The organism is Streptacidiphilus carbonis (genome assembly GCF_000787775.1).
In the GTDB taxonomy this organism is placed as follows: Bacteria; Actinomycetota; Actinomycetes; order Streptomycetales; family Streptomycetaceae; genus Streptacidiphilus; species Streptacidiphilus carbonis.
Genome location: NZ_BBPM01000098.1, coordinates 1 through 18,675, shown reverse-complemented (window position 1 = coordinate 18,675; position 18,675 = coordinate 1). Strand labels below are relative to the sequence as shown.

The following is an 18,675-nucleotide window of genomic DNA, read 5'->3' as shown; positions in this document are numbered from 1 at the left end:
TCTGTTCGACGCCGCCGACAGCGCACTGGTGCACCTGTTCAAGCGACTCGGTCCGAGTTCGCTGCGAGTTGGCGGCAATCTCGGCGATATCGTCAACTGGAACGCGAGCGGCGCCGGCGGGTCGCCGACCGAGATCGCCCCGGCCGACGTGGTGAAACTCGCGGCATTCCTGCGCGCGACCGGCTGGAATGTCATCTACGGCATCAACCTCAAGACCAACACCGCAGCCAACGCGGCTTCCGAAGCCCGTTTCGTGGCCAAGACACTGGGCAGCAGCCTGCGCGCGTTCGAGATCGGCAACGAACCCAACTTCTACACGACCGAAAGCGGCTACGAGGCCTCGTACAACAGCTACGTCAGCGCGATCAGGGCGAAGGTTCCGGGCGCGGTCTTCGACGGTCCCGGTGGCGGCGATTCGACGGCCTGGGCCGCTTCGTTCGCGTCGGACGAGAAGAACAACAGCCTCGCCATTCTGTCGACGCACCTCTACATCGGCAAAAACACCACAGGCACGATTCCCGCGATGCTCGCCTCCAACAGTTCCGGCAGGCTCCCGAACGCCGAGAGCGCGATGAGCAGTGCCCGCTCGACCAATGGAATCCCCATCTGGCGAATGACCGAAGCCAACTCGTTCTACCACGGCGGCACCCTGGGGGTGAGCAACGTGGAGGCAGCGTCGCTGTGGTCTTTGGACTTCATGGCGGGCGTCGCCGGCCATGGGGGCGCCGGCGTGAACTTCCACGGCGGCACTTCGACGCAGTTTTCGTTGAACTACTCGCCGATCGCGTACGACGGGCTCAACCCGACCGGCGTGCAGGGCGTCTACTACGGTGAACTGCTCTGGGTACTCGGCGGCACGGGCGCGTTCCACTCGGCCTCGACCTCCGGCGGCACCGGCATCACGGCCTGGGGCATCGGCAACAACGTGTTCGTGAACAACAAGGGCGCAACGCCGTCCAGGGCCACCATCACGCTTCGCTCGGCGGCCGGCCACGCCAGTGAGTACCTGTTGACGGCGCCTTCCCTCGATTCGACGGCGATCAGCGTCGCCGGATCCGGAGTGAACGGGAGCGGAGCGTTCAGCCCGTCCCCCCTGCCGGTCAGGGTGACGGGCGGCAAAACGGTGGTGGTCGACGTTCCCGGCAACAGCGCGGTTCTGGTCGTCGACCACTGACGTCGACCGCCACGTCCCTCTGTCCCGCAGCACCGTACTGTGTCGCGCCTGAATACACCCTGCGGGTCCGTTCGGCTGCGCGCGATCTCACGGCACGGCAGGACCCGGTCAGCTGCGTACGCTCGGATCTGGACCGCGAGGTTCCCTGCGGCCACCACAGGCGACAAGTTCCCGAGGACGTCGCGGGCCGCCGATTGCAGGACGATACGGCGGCAGTCGACGATGGGTGGTCATGCCCGTCGACTGCCGCCGGCGCCGGCAGCGCCGCGGCGCACTGCCACCGCAACGCCGCGGAACAGGACGAACCGAGGCGAAGAGCAACCCTGGGGAAATTTCACGAATCCTGTGTGCCACGAATGCGAAAGGACCTGCATGTAGGAAGTTCTGGAAGCAATGCTGTGCAAGAGATGAAGGTTTGGCCCTTCGGAGCCGCCCTGCGGGGGGAGGCTTCAAACCACCACATGCTGCGAGAGCAGTGACGCGATCGTGGTGAGCGATGTGGAGAAGGCGCCCAAGAGGCGTCAGGTGGGGATCAGGAAGACGAACGCGAGTGAACAATTGCTGAAGTGTCGTTAGTGAAATCTAGGTGACATCAAAACCGGGTCCACAGGATTGGGTCCGGGATAAGCCTGGCGGGTGCCCGTTTATTGGCCAGGCGGTGTCCGGCACGGAGGTGGCGTGAGCCTGATCTGCTGGTCTTGCACGGATCGTGGGAAGGCACGCTTCGACACTGTCGCCCAAGGAGGGCGGCGAGAGGGAGCGCCCCGAGCGGCTGAACCGCAAGGGGCTGAGTACCGTCGCGAAGGGTGCTGGCGGACCGGCTCGTAGTAGTGCCGAAGCCCCTGTAATGGGGGTGGAGCGAAGGGGCCGGGTCATCCGTGGCTGTGTGTGTCTGGTCAACCGGACGTTCTCCGGGAGGAGCCGATGGACAAGCTGAAGTCACCAGATAAGCCGTTTGAGATTTCGAAGTGGGAAGTACTGGAGGCGTATCGGCAGGTCAGGAGGAGTAAGGGCGCATCGGGTGTGGACGGGCGGTCCATCGACGACTTCGAGAAGGATCTCCAGGGCAACCTGTACAAGATCTTGAACCGCATGTCGTCGGGGACCTACTTTCCCCCTCCGGTGCGTGCGGTGGAGATTCCGAAGCAGCACGGCGGGGGCACGAGAATGCTCGGCATTCCGACGGACACGGCATAGTGCCGCAGCGTCCAGGCAGTCTTTGGGTTCCTTGACGGTGACCCACCCGTTCCACGCGCTGGCAGGCCAGCAGTTGGACATCTTGTTCGTCAAGCGCCGGAGCGGTGCACTGGTGTTCGTCTGCGCGTACGGCGCGGGCCGGAGCGTGACGTTGCCGCAGGAGTGGACGGATCGCGGCGGGGAGCCGGGTGGCGACCGGCTCGCGGTCGAGGGGCTCGGTGCGCTGCGTGCGCTGGTGGATGCCCTGGTGAGCCGTGGTGCCGACACGGGCGGGGAGGGATCCTGATGCTACGACAGTTGTGTCGCGCACCAGCCCTGTCGTGGGCGGAAGCGAGGGTCCGTGCCGCCGTCACCGCAGTGCCGCGTCGAGATGGTGATGGTGTGGGCCAACATGGTCGAGTCCGCGTTGGGAGGCGGCCGTGATCGTGAACGGGACCTCGAAGATCACCGCGTCCCATCGCTCCCGGACGGCGGCGGTCTACTTGCGCCAGAGCACGTTGGTCCAGGTCAGGGACAACACGGAGTCGACGTTGCGGCAGTACGCGCTGGGCGACGAGGCGGTCCGGCTGGGCTGGGACCGCGAGGACGTCCTGGTCATCGACGCGGACCTGGGACTGTCGGGCAAGTTCGGACAGGTCCGCGAGGGCTTCCGCGATCTGGTCGCGAAGGTCTGCCTGGGCGAGGTCGGGGCGATCTTCGGTCTGGAGGTCTCGCGGCTCGCGCGGTCCTCGGCCGACTTCGCCCGGCTGCTGGAGCTGGCGCGGCTGACCGACGTGCTGCTGATCGACGACGACGGGGTCTACGACCTTACCAACTTCAACGACAGGCTCCTGCTCGGTTTGAAAGGCAGCATGTCAGAGGCCGAATTGCACATCCTTTCGAGCCGGTTGCAGGGCGCGAAGCGGGCCGCGGCCGAGCGCGGCGACCTGCGCTCCCCGCTGCCGGTGGGCTACCTCTACGACGACGAGGGCATGTGCGTGATCGACCCGGACATGGAGGTGCAGGCCGCGATCCGCGACGTCTTCGCCGCGTTCGCGGCCGGCGGCTCGGCCTACCATGTCGTCGCCGCGTTCGTCGGCCGGCGCTTCCCGCTTCGCGCCTACGGAGGAGCATGGGCAGGCCAGTTGCGGTGGGGCAGGCTCACCCACGCCCGGGCGCTGGGGGTGCTGAGCAATCTCTGTTACGCGGGCACCTATGTCTACGGCCGCAACACCACCCGGCGCCGGGTCCAGCCGGACGGCAGCGTGCGCACCAGCCTGACGCGGGTGCCCCGCGAGCAGTGGCCCGTCGTCCTGCACGACCACCACGAGGGCTACTGGACCTGGGCGGACTATGTGGCGGCCGAGGCGAAACTGAAGGCCAACTGCACCCACGACGGCTCACGCCCCGCGCGTGAGGGCCTGGCGCTGTGTCAGGGGATCATGTTCTGCGGTTCCTGCGGACGCCCGATGACCACCCGTTACCACCACGACGGCCAGGCCGCCTACGGATGCTCGATCTCCCGGGCCGACCACGAAGCCACGCCGACCTGCCGCTCGATCCGCGCCGACATCGTGGACGACGCCGTGGTTGCCAAGCTCCTGGCCACCCTCAGCCCTGGGCAGATCGAGGTCGCCCTGGCCGCAGCCGACGAGGTCGCCGACCGCCGCACCCGCTCGCACCGCGCCGCCGAACTGGCCGTGGAGCGCGCCCAGTGGGACGCGGACCGCGCCGAGCGCACCTTCACCGCCGTCGAGCCGGAGAACCGCATGGTCGCCCGCACCCTGGAGGCCCGCTGGGAGGCCAGACTCGCCGCACTCGACCAGGCCCGGGCCGCCCTGAACACCGCCCGCGAAGCCAGACCGGCGCTGCCAGACCGCTCCGCCCTGCAGGCCCTGGCCGCTGACCTGCCCGGGTTGTGGCACGCACCCGCCACCAGGGACCGCGACCGCAAACGCCTGCTGCGGACACTGATCTCGGATGTGACCCTGCTGCCCGAGTCCGACCGGGCCCGCGCGCGGGTCGGGGTCCGCTGGCACACCGGCGCCTGCGACGAACTGGCCCTGACCCGGCCGCGGACTTCACCGGAGGTGATGCGCACCCCGATGGCGGCGCGGGAGCTGATCGCCGCCCTGCGTCCGAGCCACAGCGACAAGCAGGTTGTCGCCGCGCTCGCCGACGCCCATGTGACCACCGGGGCCGGGCGCCCCTACGACGTGGCGGCCGTCAAATGGGTGGGCCACGCCTACAAGATCCCCGCGCAGGTCCCGTTCCGCGGCGGGGAGATCTGCGTCAACCAGGCCGCCCGGAACTTGGGCATCACCGCCGACGCTGTCTACTACTGGCTCACTCACGGGCGCCTGGTCGCCCGCAAGGACGCCGGCGGGCGCTGGTGCATCCCCTGGAACCCGCAGGTCGAGGCTGACTGCCGACGTCAGATCGGCACCTCCGGCCACCTCACCCCACGCCCCGCCACCCCGCCGCAGACCCTGCCCGGCGAGGTCAGCGTCCAGCAGGGCGCCGCCCGCCTGGGCGTGGTCGAACACGCCCTCTACTACTGGATCCACTGCGGACGGCTGACCGCTCGCAAAGACGTCGGGGGCCGCTGGTGCATCCCGTGGGACGCGCAGGTCGAGGCCGCCTGCCGGGACTGGATCACCCACCCCGAGCAGTTCGTTCCCACGGGGCGGCGTCCACTGCCCGCCCAGGCCGCCCGCACCGACGAGATCAGCATCCCCGAAGCCGCCGCCCGCCTCGGCGTCCTCGACGCCGCCGTGCGCTACCAGGTCCGTATCGGCCGCCTGCCCGCACACCGCACACCCGGCGGCCGCATAGCCATCCCCTGGAACGACCAGGTCGCGGCAGACCTGCGGGCCGACCTGGACCGGCCCAAACACCCCGGCCCCACCGGCCCCGGCAGCCACCCCCTGCCCGACGCCGCTACCGAGCGCGGCGAACTGAGCGTCCAGCAGGCCGCTGACCGACTCGGCATCCGCGCCGGCGCGGTCTACTACTGGATCGCCCGCGGTTACCTGGACGCCCACCGCGCCGCCGACGGCCGCCTGAGCATTCCCTGGACCAGCGACAACGAGGCCACCGGCCGCCAACTTACCGGCCAGAGCGTGAAATCCGACCTCACAACCCGAACACTCACAGCAGGAGGGGCAGTATGAAGCCACCATGCCTACTGTCGCCGACCGGGTTGCGCAGACCGTGGTGGCCAATCACTTGGGAGTCCGCGTGGAGCCTGTGTTCCATGACGACTCCTACGGATATCGGCCGAACCGGTCCGCGCTGGACGCGGTGGAACGCTGCCGGCAACGCTGCTGGAAGAAAGACTGGGTAATCGACCTCGATGTCCAGAAGTTCTTCGACAGCGTCCGCTGGGACCTCATCGTCAAGGCTGTGGAGGCTCACACCGACGCCGTTTGGGTGAAGTTGTACGTTGAGCGGTGGCTTCGCGCCCCGCTTCAACTGCCCGACGGCACCTTGCAGAAGCGGGACCGGGGCACTCCGCAGGGGTCAGTGGTCTCGCCCGTGCTGGCGAACCTGTTCATGCACTACGCGTTCGACACCTGGCTCGCCTGGAACTACCCGGGCATCCAGTTCGAGCGGTATGCGGACGACGCAGTCGTGCACTGCGCCAGCGAGAGCCAGGCCCGCCACGTGCTGGCGGCGCTCTCGAACAGGATGGAAGAAGTCGGGCTGCGACTGCACCCCGACAAGACCCGGATCGTGTACTGCAAGGACGGGAACCGGCGGGGCTCATATGAGCACACGTCATTCACCTTCCTGGGGTTCACTTTCCGAGCCCGCGGCTCGCGGAACAGGGCCAGGAAGAACTTCACCGGTTTCCTGCCCGCGATCAGCAAGGACGCCCAGAAGAAGATCAGCACGGAGGTCCGCTCCTGGCGGCTCCACCGGCAGATCCACCTCACCTTCTTCGACCTCGCACGTCGCATCAACCCGATGGTGCGGGGCTGGATGCAGTACTACGGGGCGTTCTACCGCTCCGCGCTGCATCCCCTCCTCCAGCGCATCAACGCCTACCTGATGCGCTGGATCCGCAAGAAATACAGACGGCTCCGGACGTTCAAGAAGGCCCACGCGTGCTGGAAACGCGCCACGCGCCAGTACCCGAGGCTCTTCGCCCAATGGGCATGGACGCCGGGGTTCTAGTGATCAGGATGACAGGAGCGGAGTGACGGGAGACTGTCACGCTCCGTTCTGTGGGAGCCCGGGGGTGCGATTCCCCCGGGCGACCCGACCATCAGTGCCGCCCCGCTGGAGACCACCGGCCAATGCGAGCACGCCGCCCAGGCCACATGTCGTAGCTGACAGAGGGTGCCCGGCCGCGGTTGAGCGCACCTGAGCGGCCGTGGGCGATGGTGACAGGGCGGGGCGGTGGGTTTAGAAGTTGCAGTGGTCTATCCCGGGTGAGTAGCCGTTGGAGCCGATCTGGGGGGTGCTCATCCAGTAGTCGTAGACCCACACATACCTGCCAGCGTACGCGGACCAGGCGAAGTCCCAGGTGTTGCTGACTTCGCCGTCCGACGTCGGCCCGTTGTTGGCCTGGCACACCACCCAGAGCGTCTGGGCATTGGTCACGTACCCGACGATCGCACTACCGGGTGCCAGGGGCCTGCCGTTCCACTCGGCCAGGTTGTTGTCGTACGAGGCGGGGTGGTAGGGCTTGCCCACGCAGCTGGGGAAAGGGCTGCAGACCTGGGCGGACGCGCTCGAGGCGCCCGTGAGCACGACGGTACCGGCGACAAGCGCCGTTGCCGCTGTACTGGCGGCATGCCTGGAGAACCGGGAAAGCATGGAACCTCCACTGTTTGCGACGATGGCGACAAAGCGCCGGGATGGGGGGTCGAGGGCCGCGGCCCTGTGGCTCGCGCCCGCGGGGCAGGTTGCCATGGCTAGAGGGAGCCTGCAGAGGCGACCCTTTTCGATCGGCGCCAAGGCTTGTAGCGGTCTCCGCACCGACGGCTTGGCTCGCGAGGACTGAGATACCTCCACGACGTCAGCAGGTGGCTACGGACCAGCCGTAGACGCTGATTGCAGTCGACGGTACCCAGCCACGGGCGCCGTGGGCCGGGTCTATGTAGTACCAGAGGCTGTCGCCGTACTGGTCGTACACGTCGCCGACATGCTGGCAGCGGACGGTGACAGAGTCGTAGAGGTCGACCCAACCGCCTGAAGTACCGCAGTCGTTCCAGCGGTCGACCTTGACGTTCACCGAGGAGACTGCTCCGCCGGACACTCTGCTGTTGTTGGCAGGAGCCCAGCCACAGCCCCATGCAGGGGCGTCATGGACGCCGGCGCCGAGAGCGCTTGTGCGCCCGGTGCCGACCAGGCCGGAACTGCCAAGGCAGCCGCCAGGACCAGGCCGATGCCTGTGACCCGGCGGAGCGCGGTGCCCGGAAGGCCCCTAGTGCCCCGCGGTGAGGGACAGATGTCACGCTTCATACTTTTCTCCCATGAGCTGAGAAGTTCCGGGGAGCAGCACCCCCCTGGCGCCATCTGTCTAGGCGGGGGATTGTCCAGCGTGAAGCGTCCTGGACAATCGGAGGACGGGTTTTTGTCCAACACAAAGGGAGACGCTGGTGGGGCGACGTATGGGGCCGTTGGATCCGGCGGCGGGGCCGGTGGAGCGGTTCGCCACGGAGTTACGGGCGTTGCGGGCGCTGGCGGGGGACCGGCCGTTCTGGAAGATGGCCCGGCAGTGTGCGGCGTCCAAGAGCGCGCTGGCGGCGGCCGCCGCAGGGCGGCAGTTGCCCTCACGGAATGTGACCCGCGAGTTCGTTCGCGCGTGCGGCGGGGACTGGGCCTGGTGGAGCGAGCGGTGGACGCAGGCAGCCGACGCCCTCGAGGCCGCCCGCTGCGGGCAGGAGCAGCAAGCGGGCGTGGTGGTGATCCGCCCGCAGTACCTGCTCGCCGTTCTTCGCTCACAGTTGCCACCTGCGGCCGGCAATGCTTCAGCCGACCCTCCACCGCCGGGCCGGGTACTGGCAACCGGGACCGGCCACGGTCGCGGCCGGCAGTGGGCGCTGGCGAGCGTGCTGGTCGCGGGGCTGGTGGCGGCCGGTGTTGCCTGGGGCATCGGCGCCCCCCATCACTCCAGCCATCCGCCGCAGGCACAGGCCTCGGTCGCGGCCGTACCGGCGGTTACCGGGCAGGTAATCGACGGCACCGATCCAGGACTGGTGGGCTGCTTCAAGGACAAGATCACCTTGCAGAGCGCCCATGTGCTGCTCCAGAAGCAGGCGCAGCTGCGGGGCCGCACACTGCCGGCGGGGACCGACGTGGGCGAGATCAGCCTGGTCTACTCCCCGCACTGCGGGGGAGCCTGGGCCCGGTTCTACCCCACCCCCGGACTCAACCCCGACCCCAACGACACCACCGTGGGTGCCACCACCATCGAAGCCGACCGGCCTGCGGACCACACCGAGATGCTCTGGCGCATGGGCCACATCGACAGCACCTACTCCGGCATCCTGCTCACCGGCATGGGCTGCGCCATCGCCCGCGCCCGCGTCGACATGATCGGGCAGAACGTCGCCGCAGTCGGCCAGACCGTGTGCCTGCCCAGCCGGACACATTGAGCCCGGATGCACCGGTTGATGCCTGCTGAGTGTGAGTGACGGTGTGAGATCCCGCGAGATCCTGGACAGGCGGGTCCCAGTAGATGCTGGACGTCATCGGGAGATGTTGGACAGACGAATCGTCAGTTGTGCGTGCGGGCATTGGCCCTGAACTGCTTGATCGGTTTGTCGCTGGTGCGGGTGTGGGTGGACAGCTCGGTGTCGCCGTCTAGGACCCGGTAGACGGTGTCCTCGATCACGATGGCCACGGTCTTGTCGGCGTGGCTGCGGCCGATGCGCAGGCGCTGGCCGGCCACCATGACCACGCCGTCGGCCGGTACTCGTCTCTGGGCGCGCAGGGCCTGGGCGGTGGGCGGGATGACGGTGGCGCGGGGGCTGCGGGCGCCGCCGATCTGGGCCCGGTTCTCGACCGGGACCGGTGCGGGCATGGTCTTGACGACTGTGCCGTCGGCGATGACGTGCATCAGCTGGCCGTCGAACCGCAGGGTGACCTGCTGTCCGGCCAGGTGCGGAGCCAGCTTGACGCGCGCGCCGGCGAGGCCAATGTCGCCGTCGCGGCCGACGAGCCGGTCGACCTCGACCACCGCGGAGGGTAGCGGCGCGGTCGGCAGTGCCGATGCGGCCGGTTCGGGGCCGGCGATCCGTCCGCCGCGTTCGACCAGGGCCCTGAGGTCGGCGGGGGTGAACTGGGAGGCGCGGGTGCGCAGGAACTCGCCGTCGAGGAAGACGTAGATGCTGCGGCAGTCGGCCCAGACAGTGGTCGTGCGCCCGCCCAGTGCGGCGGGGAAGATCAGTTGCTGGCCGCCGGGCAGGCACAGCCGTCCGATCGCCGACACGAGTGCCTCGAACTCGACCGCGCCGATCTGCGTCTCGTCGACCGGCAGGCGCGGGGAGGGCAGCAGCGCGGGCAGGCGCGGTGCCAGCAGTTCCTCGACAGCGGCTTTCTGCGGCGGGTCCACGGATGGCAGGTCGACCTGGTGCCCCGGCCGTGGTGGGTCGGCCGGGGTCGGGCGGAAGACGGCGGCGGGGGTGGCCATGGCGAGGGACTGGTGGGGTCGGGCGTGGTTGTAGGCGTGGACCCAGGCGTCGATGGCGGCCTGGGCGGTGCCCTGGTCGGCGAACTGGCCGACGTGGTCGAGCAGTTCGCGCCGAAGTGTCTTGTGGAAGCGCTCGATCTTGCCGGTGGTGGTCGGCGAGCGCGGCTTGGTCAGCCGGGCGGTGACGCCGTTCTCCCGGCAGATCCGTTCGAAGAGCACTTCGGCCGGGGCAGGCTTGGTGTAGCGGCCGGTGAACTGCTTGCCGTTGTCGGTCAGCACCTCGCAGGGGACCCCGTAGGTAGTCATGGCCTCGGCGAAGGCGGTGCAGACCGCCCGCCCGGACTGGTTGGCGATGACCTTGGCGATCACGATGAACCGGGAGTGGTCGTCGATGCCGGTGACCAGCTTGCACTCCCGGCCGTCGGCCAGGAATACCCCGCCCATGATGTCGAGCTGCCACAGCTGCATCGGGGCGTCACGCTGCCAGCGGCGGTAGACGCGCCGGTGGTTCTGGTCCTGGTTGTTCACCAGGCCGTGCCGGGTCAGGATGCGGTGGACGGTCGAGCGGCCGGGGACCGGCACCAGCCCGCGCTGGCCGAGCTCGTGGGCGATCCGGCGTGCTCCCCATCTCGGGTAGGACCGGCGCAACTCGCACACCAGGGCCTCGACCTCCGCCGCGACCTGGTGCGGAGAGACATGCGGCCGCCGGGACCTGTCCATCAGGGCGTCCAGCCCGCCGGAGTGGTATCGCTCGACCCATGTGTACACCGACTGCCGCGAGGCGCCGGCCTGGCGGGCCACCTGCGCGACCGCGACCCCGTCCAGCACCTGGAGCACCGCGCGGTACCGGTGCTCGGCCATCCACCGCCGGTCGTCCGCCGACTCCTGCTCGCCATCCTCAGCCACACCGGGTCCAACGAGCAGCGACCGTCAAGGATGTGGCGAGACCGTCAAGCATCAACCGGGACAGATCTGTCCAACAGCCCGCGGGACTTCACACCGTCACCAGGCTCGCCTGACGGGGCGACACCCGAACCTTCCGGGGGGGAGGGAAGGCTCACGTCATCGGTGAGGGCGATGGGTCTGTCGACTGCCAGACCTTGCGGACCACCGTGTCGACCCATTCGCGGTCGCGGTCACCGGGCACCATCCGCCCCTGGGCGCGCCACTGCGCGGCTAGGGCATCGAAGAGCGGCTCCCCGGTTCCTTCCGACCGGCGATGAGAGCGGCGATTGCGCTGGGCTGGTACGACAACGGCCGCGGCCGCTGGAATGATGGTCACCTCGGCTCAACGCCGACCCCGGCGAGCGGTCACGCACACAGGCCACTTCACCTGGCCGGGATGTTCCGCCGTCGCCCCCACCCCACGAGAGCTGTCAGCTTGGCCAAAACGGACACACCGCGAGGAATGGGCACGACACCTCACGTGGTTAGCGGGTCAAGTCTGCGGTCATTGCGTTCGCGCGTGGGTGCGTCGGGGTCGCTGGTTAGTCCCACCAGCCGTTGCCGGCATGCCAGCGCTGTACCCATTGCAGGAACCCCCATGCTGTGTCTGCGGGCACGGGGATAGCGCCGACATCGGCCACCATCCAGACCTCTCCTCGTCTGGGCCCGGTTGTTACCAGGAGCCAGAACGATTGGCCGTCTTCGGAGCCGAGCACGACGGATCCGTGGTTGTAGGCAGCGTCGGTACGCGGGTCGTCGTCGGCGGGGTCAACGGTCTCGTCGTCTTCCCAGAGCCACGCTTCAGTCAGCGGGAAGGGGGCGCCGGGTTGGCGCGGGCCGAGGTCGGGCCAGTCTCCGGGCAGCCACCCGAGTGGCTGCAGGCCTCCGTCTTCGGCGGGGCCAAGGCTGTAGCCGTTGCTGATCTCAGCGACCAACGTCCGGTAGGGCTCGGGGAGGCTGCCCCCGTTCGCCGACTCCCACGCAGCAACGGCGTCGTAGCCCAGCGGCGGTTCGCGCCACTGAGGCTCGAACGCCGTCTGCAAGAACTCCATGGTGCCCTGGTCGGGCCGCTGATCGGATGATGCGGTCGTCATGGCGTCATGCTGGCAGATCGGGGTGACGCCCGGCTGTCGAAAGGATCTTCCGAAGGTGAGCGGGGGTCAGTAAGCTCTGCCGCAGCATAGGCATCGAACGAATCATCGGTCGGGTTGCAGCGCCGTGCGCTCCTTGGCCCTAGGGGGACATCCGTATGCCGGGCACTCGTGCCTTGATAGGCGCCACCGTGCTGTCGCTGCTGTTGTCGGGGGTCGGCGTCAGCGCCGCCCGGGCGGATCCGGCTGTGACGGACCTGTACGTCAGTGCGAGTGCAGCGACGTGCAGCGACACCGGAGCGGGAAGCCAAGCCGCGCCGTTCTGCACCATCCAGAGCGCCGCGGATGCGGCCGTTGCCGGACAGACCGTGCACATCGTGGCCTCACCGGGATACAACAAGCCGGTGGTGATCACCCGCTCCGGTTCCCCGGGCCTGCCGATCACTTTCGACGAAGACCCGTACACGTCCATCCGCACACCGGCCGGTACAGGGCCGCTGCTCACCGTCTCCGGGGCGCACGACATCGTGCTGCGGCACCTGGCGATGGTCAGCGCCGGAGCCCCTGCGTTGGCCATTGTGGACTCCCGCGACATCACCTTCGACAGTGGGGCGACTCAGGTAACCAATCAGGTCGGGACTGCGGCCTCCTCGCAGAACAGCATCACCGTCGACGGCGCTTCGCACGCGATCGCCCTGACTCGGCTGAACGTCAGATCGGTGGTGGGCACCGGCATCCAGGTGCAGCCCGGGGCCCGTGACGTCACGATCGCCGACGACACCTTCCCTGATCTTCCCGCCTCCGCGGGCCGCGTCCAGGCGGACGGGGTCAGCGGACTGGTGCTGGCTGCGGATACCTTCTCGGTGAGCTGCGGCACAGCGGTCGCCATCACCGGGCAAACGACGGGCTCGCTGGAGAACCTCGACATCCACGATACGCGCTCAGGTCCGATCACCTGTGCTTCTCCTCTGATCGGACTCTCGGCTTCCGCTGAAGCGGCTGCCGGCATCCACGAGGACTACAACGCGGTGAACCTGGCCACCGGCGCAGGTACCGCCTACGACTGGGCCGGCACCGCCTACCAGGCGAGCAAGGGCTTCAACGCCGCGACCGGGCAAGGCATCCACGACCTGGACCAGAACGCGCCGCAGGTCAACTGGCTGGTCGACTCCGCAGATGCCGACGCGCCCGGCGAACCCCCCACCGACCTGGACGGCAACCCCCGTGTCGATGACCCCGCGGTGCCCAATACGGGAACCGGCAGCGGCTTTGTGGACCGCGGCGCGATAGAGGCCCAGAATCCCAACGTCGCCCCCGTCGTGCACCTGAGTGTGGACAACCCCCTGGGCAGCGGCCCCTACCCGTTCACCGCCACTTTGACAGCGTCATCCGACGACACCTGGGCCACGGCGCCCTACGTCTTTGACTTCGGCGACGGCAGCGGCAGCTACAGCTCCACCAGCCCGACGGTCCAGCACACCTACACGGCCCCGCCGGCCGACGGCAGCGGCACCTTCACCGCGACAGTCTCCCGCGCCACCAGCATCGGCGACGGACAGGTCCAGGAGTCCGCGTCGGTCCACGGACGCGCCAACGGGTCACTGGCGGCCCGCGTCATCCCGAACCCTGTGCTCATGAACACCCCGGGGACCAGGATCTTCACCTACCAGGCGGACACGCCCTGGCGCATCGCGAAAGTCCAGGTGGACTACGGGGACGGGTCGGCGCCGGAATCGGAGTCCAGCCAGGACGGAACGGACAGCTACGCCACCCACCTGTTCGCACACCCGGGCCACTACGTCGTCAACGCCGTGGTCACCGACGCCGCGGGCCGCAGTGCCACGGTGTCCACGCCTGTCGTGATCGGCTCGGCGTTCATGCCGGTCGCTCCCCAACGGTTCCTGGACACCCGCAACGGCACCGGCGCACCGCGCCAGCAGGCCGGCCCCGGCGCAACGGTACGCGTCAAGATCGCCGGACAGCACGGCCTGCCCGCCACTGTCACCGCGGTGACCATGAACGTCACCGACACCAACGCCACCACCGCCGGGTACGTCACTGCCTACCCTGACGCAACCGCCCGCCCCACCGCGTCCAACCTCAACTTCGCCGCCGGACAGACCAACCCCAACCAGGTCACCGTCCCGGTCGGCGCCGACGGCTACGTCGACCTGTGGAACGCCCAGGGCCATGTCGACCTGATCGCCGACGTCCAGGGCTACTTCACCACGGCCACCACCGGCGACTACGCCGAAGCCGGCTACGTCAGCGACCTGGGCCAGAGCCGCCTCCTGGACACCCGCCACCGTATCGGCACCACCTCCCCGAACCAGACCGTCGGTCCCGGCAGCACCACCACCGTCACCCTGCCCACGATCCTGTCCTCGCAGGTCGGCGACCCGTCCACCGTCCTGGTCAACGTCACCGCGACCCAGACCACCGGAGACGGCTACGTCACCGTCTTTCCCGGCACCGGCGCGCGCCCCATCGCCTCCGACCTCAATTTCCGAGCCGGGCAGACAACGTCCAACCTGATCGCTGTCCCCATCGACAAGACCCGTACGTTCAAGCTCTACAACAGCTCTGCCCGCACCGCGCTCATCGTCGACTTCGAGGGCGCCTACACCAACTACTTCGGCGCGCCGGAACACCCTGCCTACTTCCCGATGGCACCCCTGCGACTGGTCGACACCCGCAACGGCACCGGGGCACCCAGACACCCGCTCGGACCGGCAGCCAACCTGCGGATCAAGGTCGCGGGCACCCACGGCGTCCCCACCGACGCCACCGCCGTCACCATCAACCTGACCGGCACCAACAGCACGACCACGACCTACCTGACCGCCTACCCCGGCGACACCAGACCGACGGTTTCCAACCTCAACCTCACCCCCGGACAGACCCGCCCCGTCCTGGCCACCGTCCCCCTCGACAGCAACGGCTACATCACCATCTACAACAACGCCGGATCCACCGACACCGTCCTGGACCTCGAGGGCTACTTCGCCCCCTCCTCCTGACACTTCGCACGCAGCAGCCTCTGAACCTGCACAGCAAGAAAGTCCCTGACCTGGAGCTTGATCCACATCAGAGACCCTCGCCGTACCGCGCGGCGGCGGACCGGACCGGTCGGTCTCTCTCGCAAGCAGGTGCTCGTACACGCGAAGCTCCTGGAGGACCGCGCCGCTGGCCTGGAGCAGGCGGCGGACAGCAGCCGGGCAGAGGCACCCTAGCTGATGCGGCGCGCGGAGGAGCTGGCGGTCACCGAGCACGCCACGGTGGAGGCCGCCGGCCACGCACAGCACCTCACCCCCGGCAGATCCGGGACCAGGACGCCGCTGCCCTGGCGGCCGACACCGCGAGTACCACCGGGCAGCGTGAGCCCGGTGCCGCGCGGCGCCGCGCGGCGCCGCGCCAAGGTCGAGGCGGCGTGCGGCGCGGTGAAGGCGGTGCGCGCGGAGCTGGAGCTGCGCGCGCGGAGGCCAGCCGATCAGCGTGCGCGGGAGGAGGAGGTCCGCGCCCAGGCCCAGACCGAGAAGCGCGCGGCCAAGCAGGTCGCCGCGGACAAGCGCGCGGCTCGGCAGCAGCGTCAGCAGAACCAGGGCCGGAACCGCGGCGGCGGGGTGCGCTGAACCCCCGGCGGACCGGCGCGGCGTGTCCCAGTGCGTCTCGCATCCGGGCCTCGGGCCGGATGCGAGACGGGCGTCTTGACCGTCGCCCGCAAGACCCGGTAGCCGCTCGTCCGCCGTCGTCACAGCGAAGAGCCCTGTCGCTGTGTCGCCAGGCCGCATCGATCGATATTGGTGCGGGTTGCGGTGTGCAGCATCGCGCGACCTCGGCTTGTCTCGAACGCCTCGAACAGGCTGTCAGAGGGTTGCCAGGGTGCGGATGCGGTCAGCGAAGGCACGGCGGGCCGCCCCAGACTCGGGGGCGATGCGGTCCCAGCCGTGGGGGACGCCGGAGTGCAGGTGCAGTTCGACGGGGACGCCGGCGCTGGCGAGGCGGGCGGCGTAGGAGATGTCTTCGTCGCGGAAGATGTCCAGGTCGCCGGTGTCGATGTAGGCCGGGGCCAGACCGGTGAAGTCGGTCAGGCGGGCCGGTGCGGCGATCGGCGAGACGTCGGCGGTGCCGAGGGTGTCGCCCAGGACCGCGTTCCAGGCGGTGTGGTTGTTGTCGTAGGTCCAGGTCAGGAACGGTTCGCGGGCGGGGTCGGGGGTCTGGTTGCGGTCGTCGAGCATCGGATAGACCAGGATCTGGCGGGCCAGCGGGATGTTCTGGTCGCGGGCCAGGATCGCGGTTCCGGCGGTGGGCGCGCCGCCGCCGCTGTCTCCCATCACGGCAACGCGGCCGGGGTCGACGCTCAGGTCGTTGGCGTGGTCGAGGAGCCAGGTCAGTCCGGCGAAGACGTCTTCGGCGAGCATCGTGCCGGTGGCCTGCGGGGCCAGGCGGTAGCCGACGGACAGGAACGGGACGCGGCTGTGGGCGACGTACCAGGACAGCAGGGTGTCGTAGGCGTCCAGGTCGCCGAGGATCATGCCGCCGCCGTGGGCGTAGACGACGGCCGGGCCGGGTGCGGTGGTCTCGCCGGTGGTGTACCAGCGCAGTTCGATCTGGGCGCCGTCCAGTGCGGTGGCGAAGTAGGTGGCGGTCTTGATCCCGGCGACCGCTGGGACGAGCGCGGCCATCGCGGCCTGGCCGACGTTGCCGGCTTCGCGCATCGCCTGCCAGTCCCCGCGCTCCCGGGCAGGTGCACCGGCGGCCTGCTCGGCCTGGGCGGCCAGGATCGGGACGAGTTCTGGATCGAGGGTGTACCTCATCGAGGGATTCTCGCTTTCTTTGAAACGGGAGGCGTTGAGCGGGAGGCGGTACCGGCGCGCAGATCGGTCGGCCGATCCGCGCGCGGGGGCTTCGCATGGGCCCGGGGGATCAGCGCAGTGCGACAGGATCAGTTCGGCCGGTGGGCTGGTCACCTCGCAGGTCGTGCCCTACGCGGTGGTGATTTTGCCGTTCCACTCGCCCCCGGCCGGGACGGATGCGTGCTGGTGGATCAGCTCCCAGCCGTCCTCGCGCCGCTGGAAACAGTCCGTCTGCCGGGTCATGACGTGCTTGGTGGCCCCGGTCTTGAGCACGATGTTCGTGCTCTGCACCGTGCAGACGATGCCCATGTCCCCGCTGACCGTCGCATCCAGCTCGAGGATGTCGACCTTGCACGACTCGAAGTTGGCGAAGGTGTCGTCGAACAGCTTCCGCGCCGGCGCGACGCCCCGGGACGCGAACGGGGGGATGTCGAACCACAGCACGTCCGACGCCCAGTGCCGAGTGCTCTGCGCACCGGTCATCGACTCCGCCATCTCGCGAACGATGGCAATGATGGCTTCCTTGTCCTGCACGGTCGTCGTCATGACGCTGCTCCTTCATCTGGCGGGCCCCACTGGCCCTACAACAGAGCCTGCGGCGTGCCGTCAGGGGAGCTGCAAGGTTCCCGTGCGTGCGTGCATCTCCCCCAAGGGGAGGTGTCACAGTTGAGGGTATGGACGCGACACTGCCGATCGGGGACTTCGCCCGGGCCACGCACCTGAGCGTGAAGACGCTGCGCTACTACCACCGGGTGGGCCTGCTGGAGCCGGACGAGGTCGACCGGCATACCGGGCACCGGCACTACACCGCCGCGCAAATCCCGACCGCGCAGATCATCCGCCGCTTCCGGGCCCTGGACATGCCCGTCGAGCAGGTGGCCAAGGTGCTCACCGCCCCGGACCTGACCACGCGCAACACGCTCATCGCCGCTCACCTGGACCAGATGGAGCAGGAACTGGCCCGCACCCAGGACGCCGTCGCCTCGCTGCGCGACCTGCTCACCCGCACGCCGGGCAGCGCCCGGTCCGACATCGAACGCCGCAGCGTGCCGGCCACGGCCGCCGCCGCGATCACCGAGACGGTGGATGTGGCCGACGCGCTGACCTGGTACCAAGGCGCGCTCGGCGAGATCTATGCGACGCTGGACGCCCAGGGCCTGGCCGCCGACGGACCGGCCGGCGGGATCTTCACCAACGACTTGTTCACCCACGAGCGCGGATCGGCGACGATGTTCGTGCCCTGCAGCGGACAGATGCGCCCGATGGGCCGGGTCATCGACCTTGTCGTCCCGCCGATCGAGTTGGCCACGATTGTCCACTGCGGCACACACGCGAACATCGACCTGGCCTACGGGACCCTGGGCGCCTACGTAGCCGAGCACGCGTTGGCCGTGGACGGGCCGTTGCGCGAGTACTACCCCGTCGGACGCCGCGAGAGCGCGGACACTACCGACTGGCGCACCGAGATCTGCTGGCCCATCTTCCACACCGGACCAGCAGTCGACGACCATGACAGCATGGCCCTCTGACAGCAGTACCACCATCCACAGCCTCATGATCACTGAGCGCGTGAATCGCTGTTTCCACCAAGGCCCCCAACGTAGCTGGAATCCGGCTTCTTCCCGGTCGTACCCTTCCGCGCCATCGCCGCGCGCCTGCTCCAGGTCGCGCCCGAGCCCCTGTGATCTGACACACCATCGGGATAAACCGTGCGGGCAGGGGCCCAAAACGAACACCACCGCGAGGAATGGGCAAGACACCTCACGTGCTTACCGGTAGTTCGTTAAA

15 protein-coding genes are annotated in these 18,675 nt (G+C 68.8%); 9 read left to right on the top strand and 6 right to left on the bottom strand.

Annotated features, from left to right (window positions below; translation table 11 throughout):
- The 5 genes from TR46_RS42955 to ltrA all read left to right on the top strand — a co-directional run.
- The coding region (locus TR46_RS42955; RefSeq protein ID WP_052433427.1) for a glycoside hydrolase family 5 protein at nucleotides 1-1,174 on the top strand (1,174 nt) is incomplete at its 5' end.
- 924 nt (nucleotides 1,175-2,098) lie between these two features.
- Nucleotides 2,099-2,371 (top strand): hypothetical protein, encoded by a 273-nt coding sequence (locus TR46_RS44915; protein ID WP_042411069.1) that lies wholly within the window; start codon nucleotides 2,099-2,101, stop codon nucleotides 2,369-2,371.
- Nucleotides 2,372-2,408: 37 nt separating this feature from the next.
- Complete coding sequence (locus TR46_RS36385) at nucleotides 2,409-2,657, top strand: DUF5372 family protein (RefSeq protein WP_152626910.1); 249 nt, start codon at nucleotides 2,409-2,411, stop codon at nucleotides 2,655-2,657.
- 133 nt (nucleotides 2,658-2,790) lie between these two features.
- Nucleotides 2,791-5,523 carry a recombinase family protein gene (locus tag TR46_RS36380; RefSeq protein ID WP_201776483.1) on the top strand — a complete coding sequence of 911 codons (2,733 nt, stop codon included), beginning with the start codon at nucleotides 2,791-2,793 and terminating at the stop codon, nucleotides 5,521-5,523.
- A 7-nt stretch (nucleotides 5,524-5,530) separates the two neighbouring features.
- Nucleotides 5,531-6,529 (top strand): group II intron reverse transcriptase/maturase, encoded by a 999-nt coding sequence (gene ltrA / locus TR46_RS36375; protein WP_042411067.1) that lies wholly within the window; start codon nucleotides 5,531-5,533, stop codon nucleotides 6,527-6,529.
- Between the two features lie 231 nt (nucleotides 6,530-6,760).
- On the opposite strand, the gene TR46_RS36370 is transcribed toward ltrA, so the two are convergent.
- Nucleotides 6,761-7,051 carry a hypothetical protein gene (locus TR46_RS36370; RefSeq protein WP_152626909.1) on the bottom strand — a complete coding sequence of 97 codons (291 nt, stop codon included), beginning with the start codon at nucleotides 7,049-7,051 and terminating at the stop codon, nucleotides 6,761-6,763.
- A gap of 325 nt (nucleotides 7,052-7,376) precedes the next feature.
- Nucleotides 7,377-7,616 carry a hypothetical protein gene (locus TR46_RS36365; RefSeq protein WP_152626908.1) on the bottom strand — a complete coding sequence of 80 codons (240 nt, stop codon included), beginning with the start codon at nucleotides 7,614-7,616 and terminating at the stop codon, nucleotides 7,377-7,379.
- A gap of 343 nt (nucleotides 7,617-7,959) precedes the next feature.
- Here TR46_RS36365 and TR46_RS38655 point away from each other — a divergent pair, with 343 nt between their 5' ends.
- On the top strand, nucleotides 7,960-8,958 hold the full coding sequence (locus TR46_RS38655) for a DUF2690 domain-containing protein (RefSeq protein WP_152626907.1): 999 nt from the start codon (nucleotides 7,960-7,962) through the stop codon (nucleotides 8,956-8,958).
- A 122-nt stretch (nucleotides 8,959-9,080) separates the two neighbouring features.
- Here the strand turns inward: TR46_RS38655 and TR46_RS36355 are convergent, their stop codons facing one another.
- Nucleotides 9,081-10,856 carry an IS481 family transposase gene (locus tag TR46_RS36355; RefSeq protein ID WP_042411071.1) on the bottom strand — a complete coding sequence of 592 codons (1,776 nt, stop codon included), beginning with the start codon at nucleotides 10,854-10,856 and terminating at the stop codon, nucleotides 9,081-9,083.
- Between the two features lie 626 nt (nucleotides 10,857-11,482).
- A complete protein-coding gene (locus TR46_RS36350; protein ID WP_052433425.1) occupies nucleotides 11,483-12,034 on the bottom strand; it encodes a hypothetical protein in 552 nt (183 codons plus the stop codon).
- A 155-nt stretch (nucleotides 12,035-12,189) separates the two neighbouring features.
- On the opposite strand from TR46_RS36350, the gene TR46_RS36345 reads away from it, so the two are divergent.
- On the top strand, nucleotides 12,190-15,051 hold the full coding sequence (locus TR46_RS36345; protein ID WP_042411061.1) for a PKD domain-containing protein: 2,862 nt from the start codon (nucleotides 12,190-12,192) through the stop codon (nucleotides 15,049-15,051).
- Between the two features lie 216 nt (nucleotides 15,052-15,267).
- Entirely contained in the window at nucleotides 15,268-15,663 is a 396-nt protein-coding gene (locus tag TR46_RS36340) for a hypothetical protein (protein WP_042411059.1), read from the top strand.
- A gap of 234 nt (nucleotides 15,664-15,897) precedes the next feature.
- On the opposite strand, the gene TR46_RS36335 is transcribed toward TR46_RS36340, so the two are convergent.
- Together TR46_RS36335 and TR46_RS36330 are read right to left on the bottom strand one after the other, a co-directional pair.
- Nucleotides 15,898-16,848 (bottom strand): alpha/beta hydrolase, encoded by a 951-nt coding sequence (locus TR46_RS36335; RefSeq protein WP_042411057.1) that lies wholly within the window; start codon nucleotides 16,846-16,848, stop codon nucleotides 15,898-15,900.
- Between the two features lie 168 nt (nucleotides 16,849-17,016).
- Nucleotides 17,017-17,433: a YybH family protein gene (locus tag TR46_RS36330; protein WP_042411056.1), complete on the bottom strand. Its 417-nt coding sequence runs from the start codon at nucleotides 17,431-17,433 to the stop codon at nucleotides 17,017-17,019.
- 128 nt (nucleotides 17,434-17,561) lie between these two features.
- Between TR46_RS36330 and TR46_RS36325 the strand changes: the two genes are divergently transcribed.
- Nucleotides 17,562-18,416: a MerR family transcriptional regulator gene (locus tag TR46_RS36325; protein WP_042411054.1), complete on the top strand. Its 855-nt coding sequence runs from the start codon at nucleotides 17,562-17,564 to the stop codon at nucleotides 18,414-18,416.
- Nucleotides 18,417-18,675 lie beyond the last annotated feature (259 nt).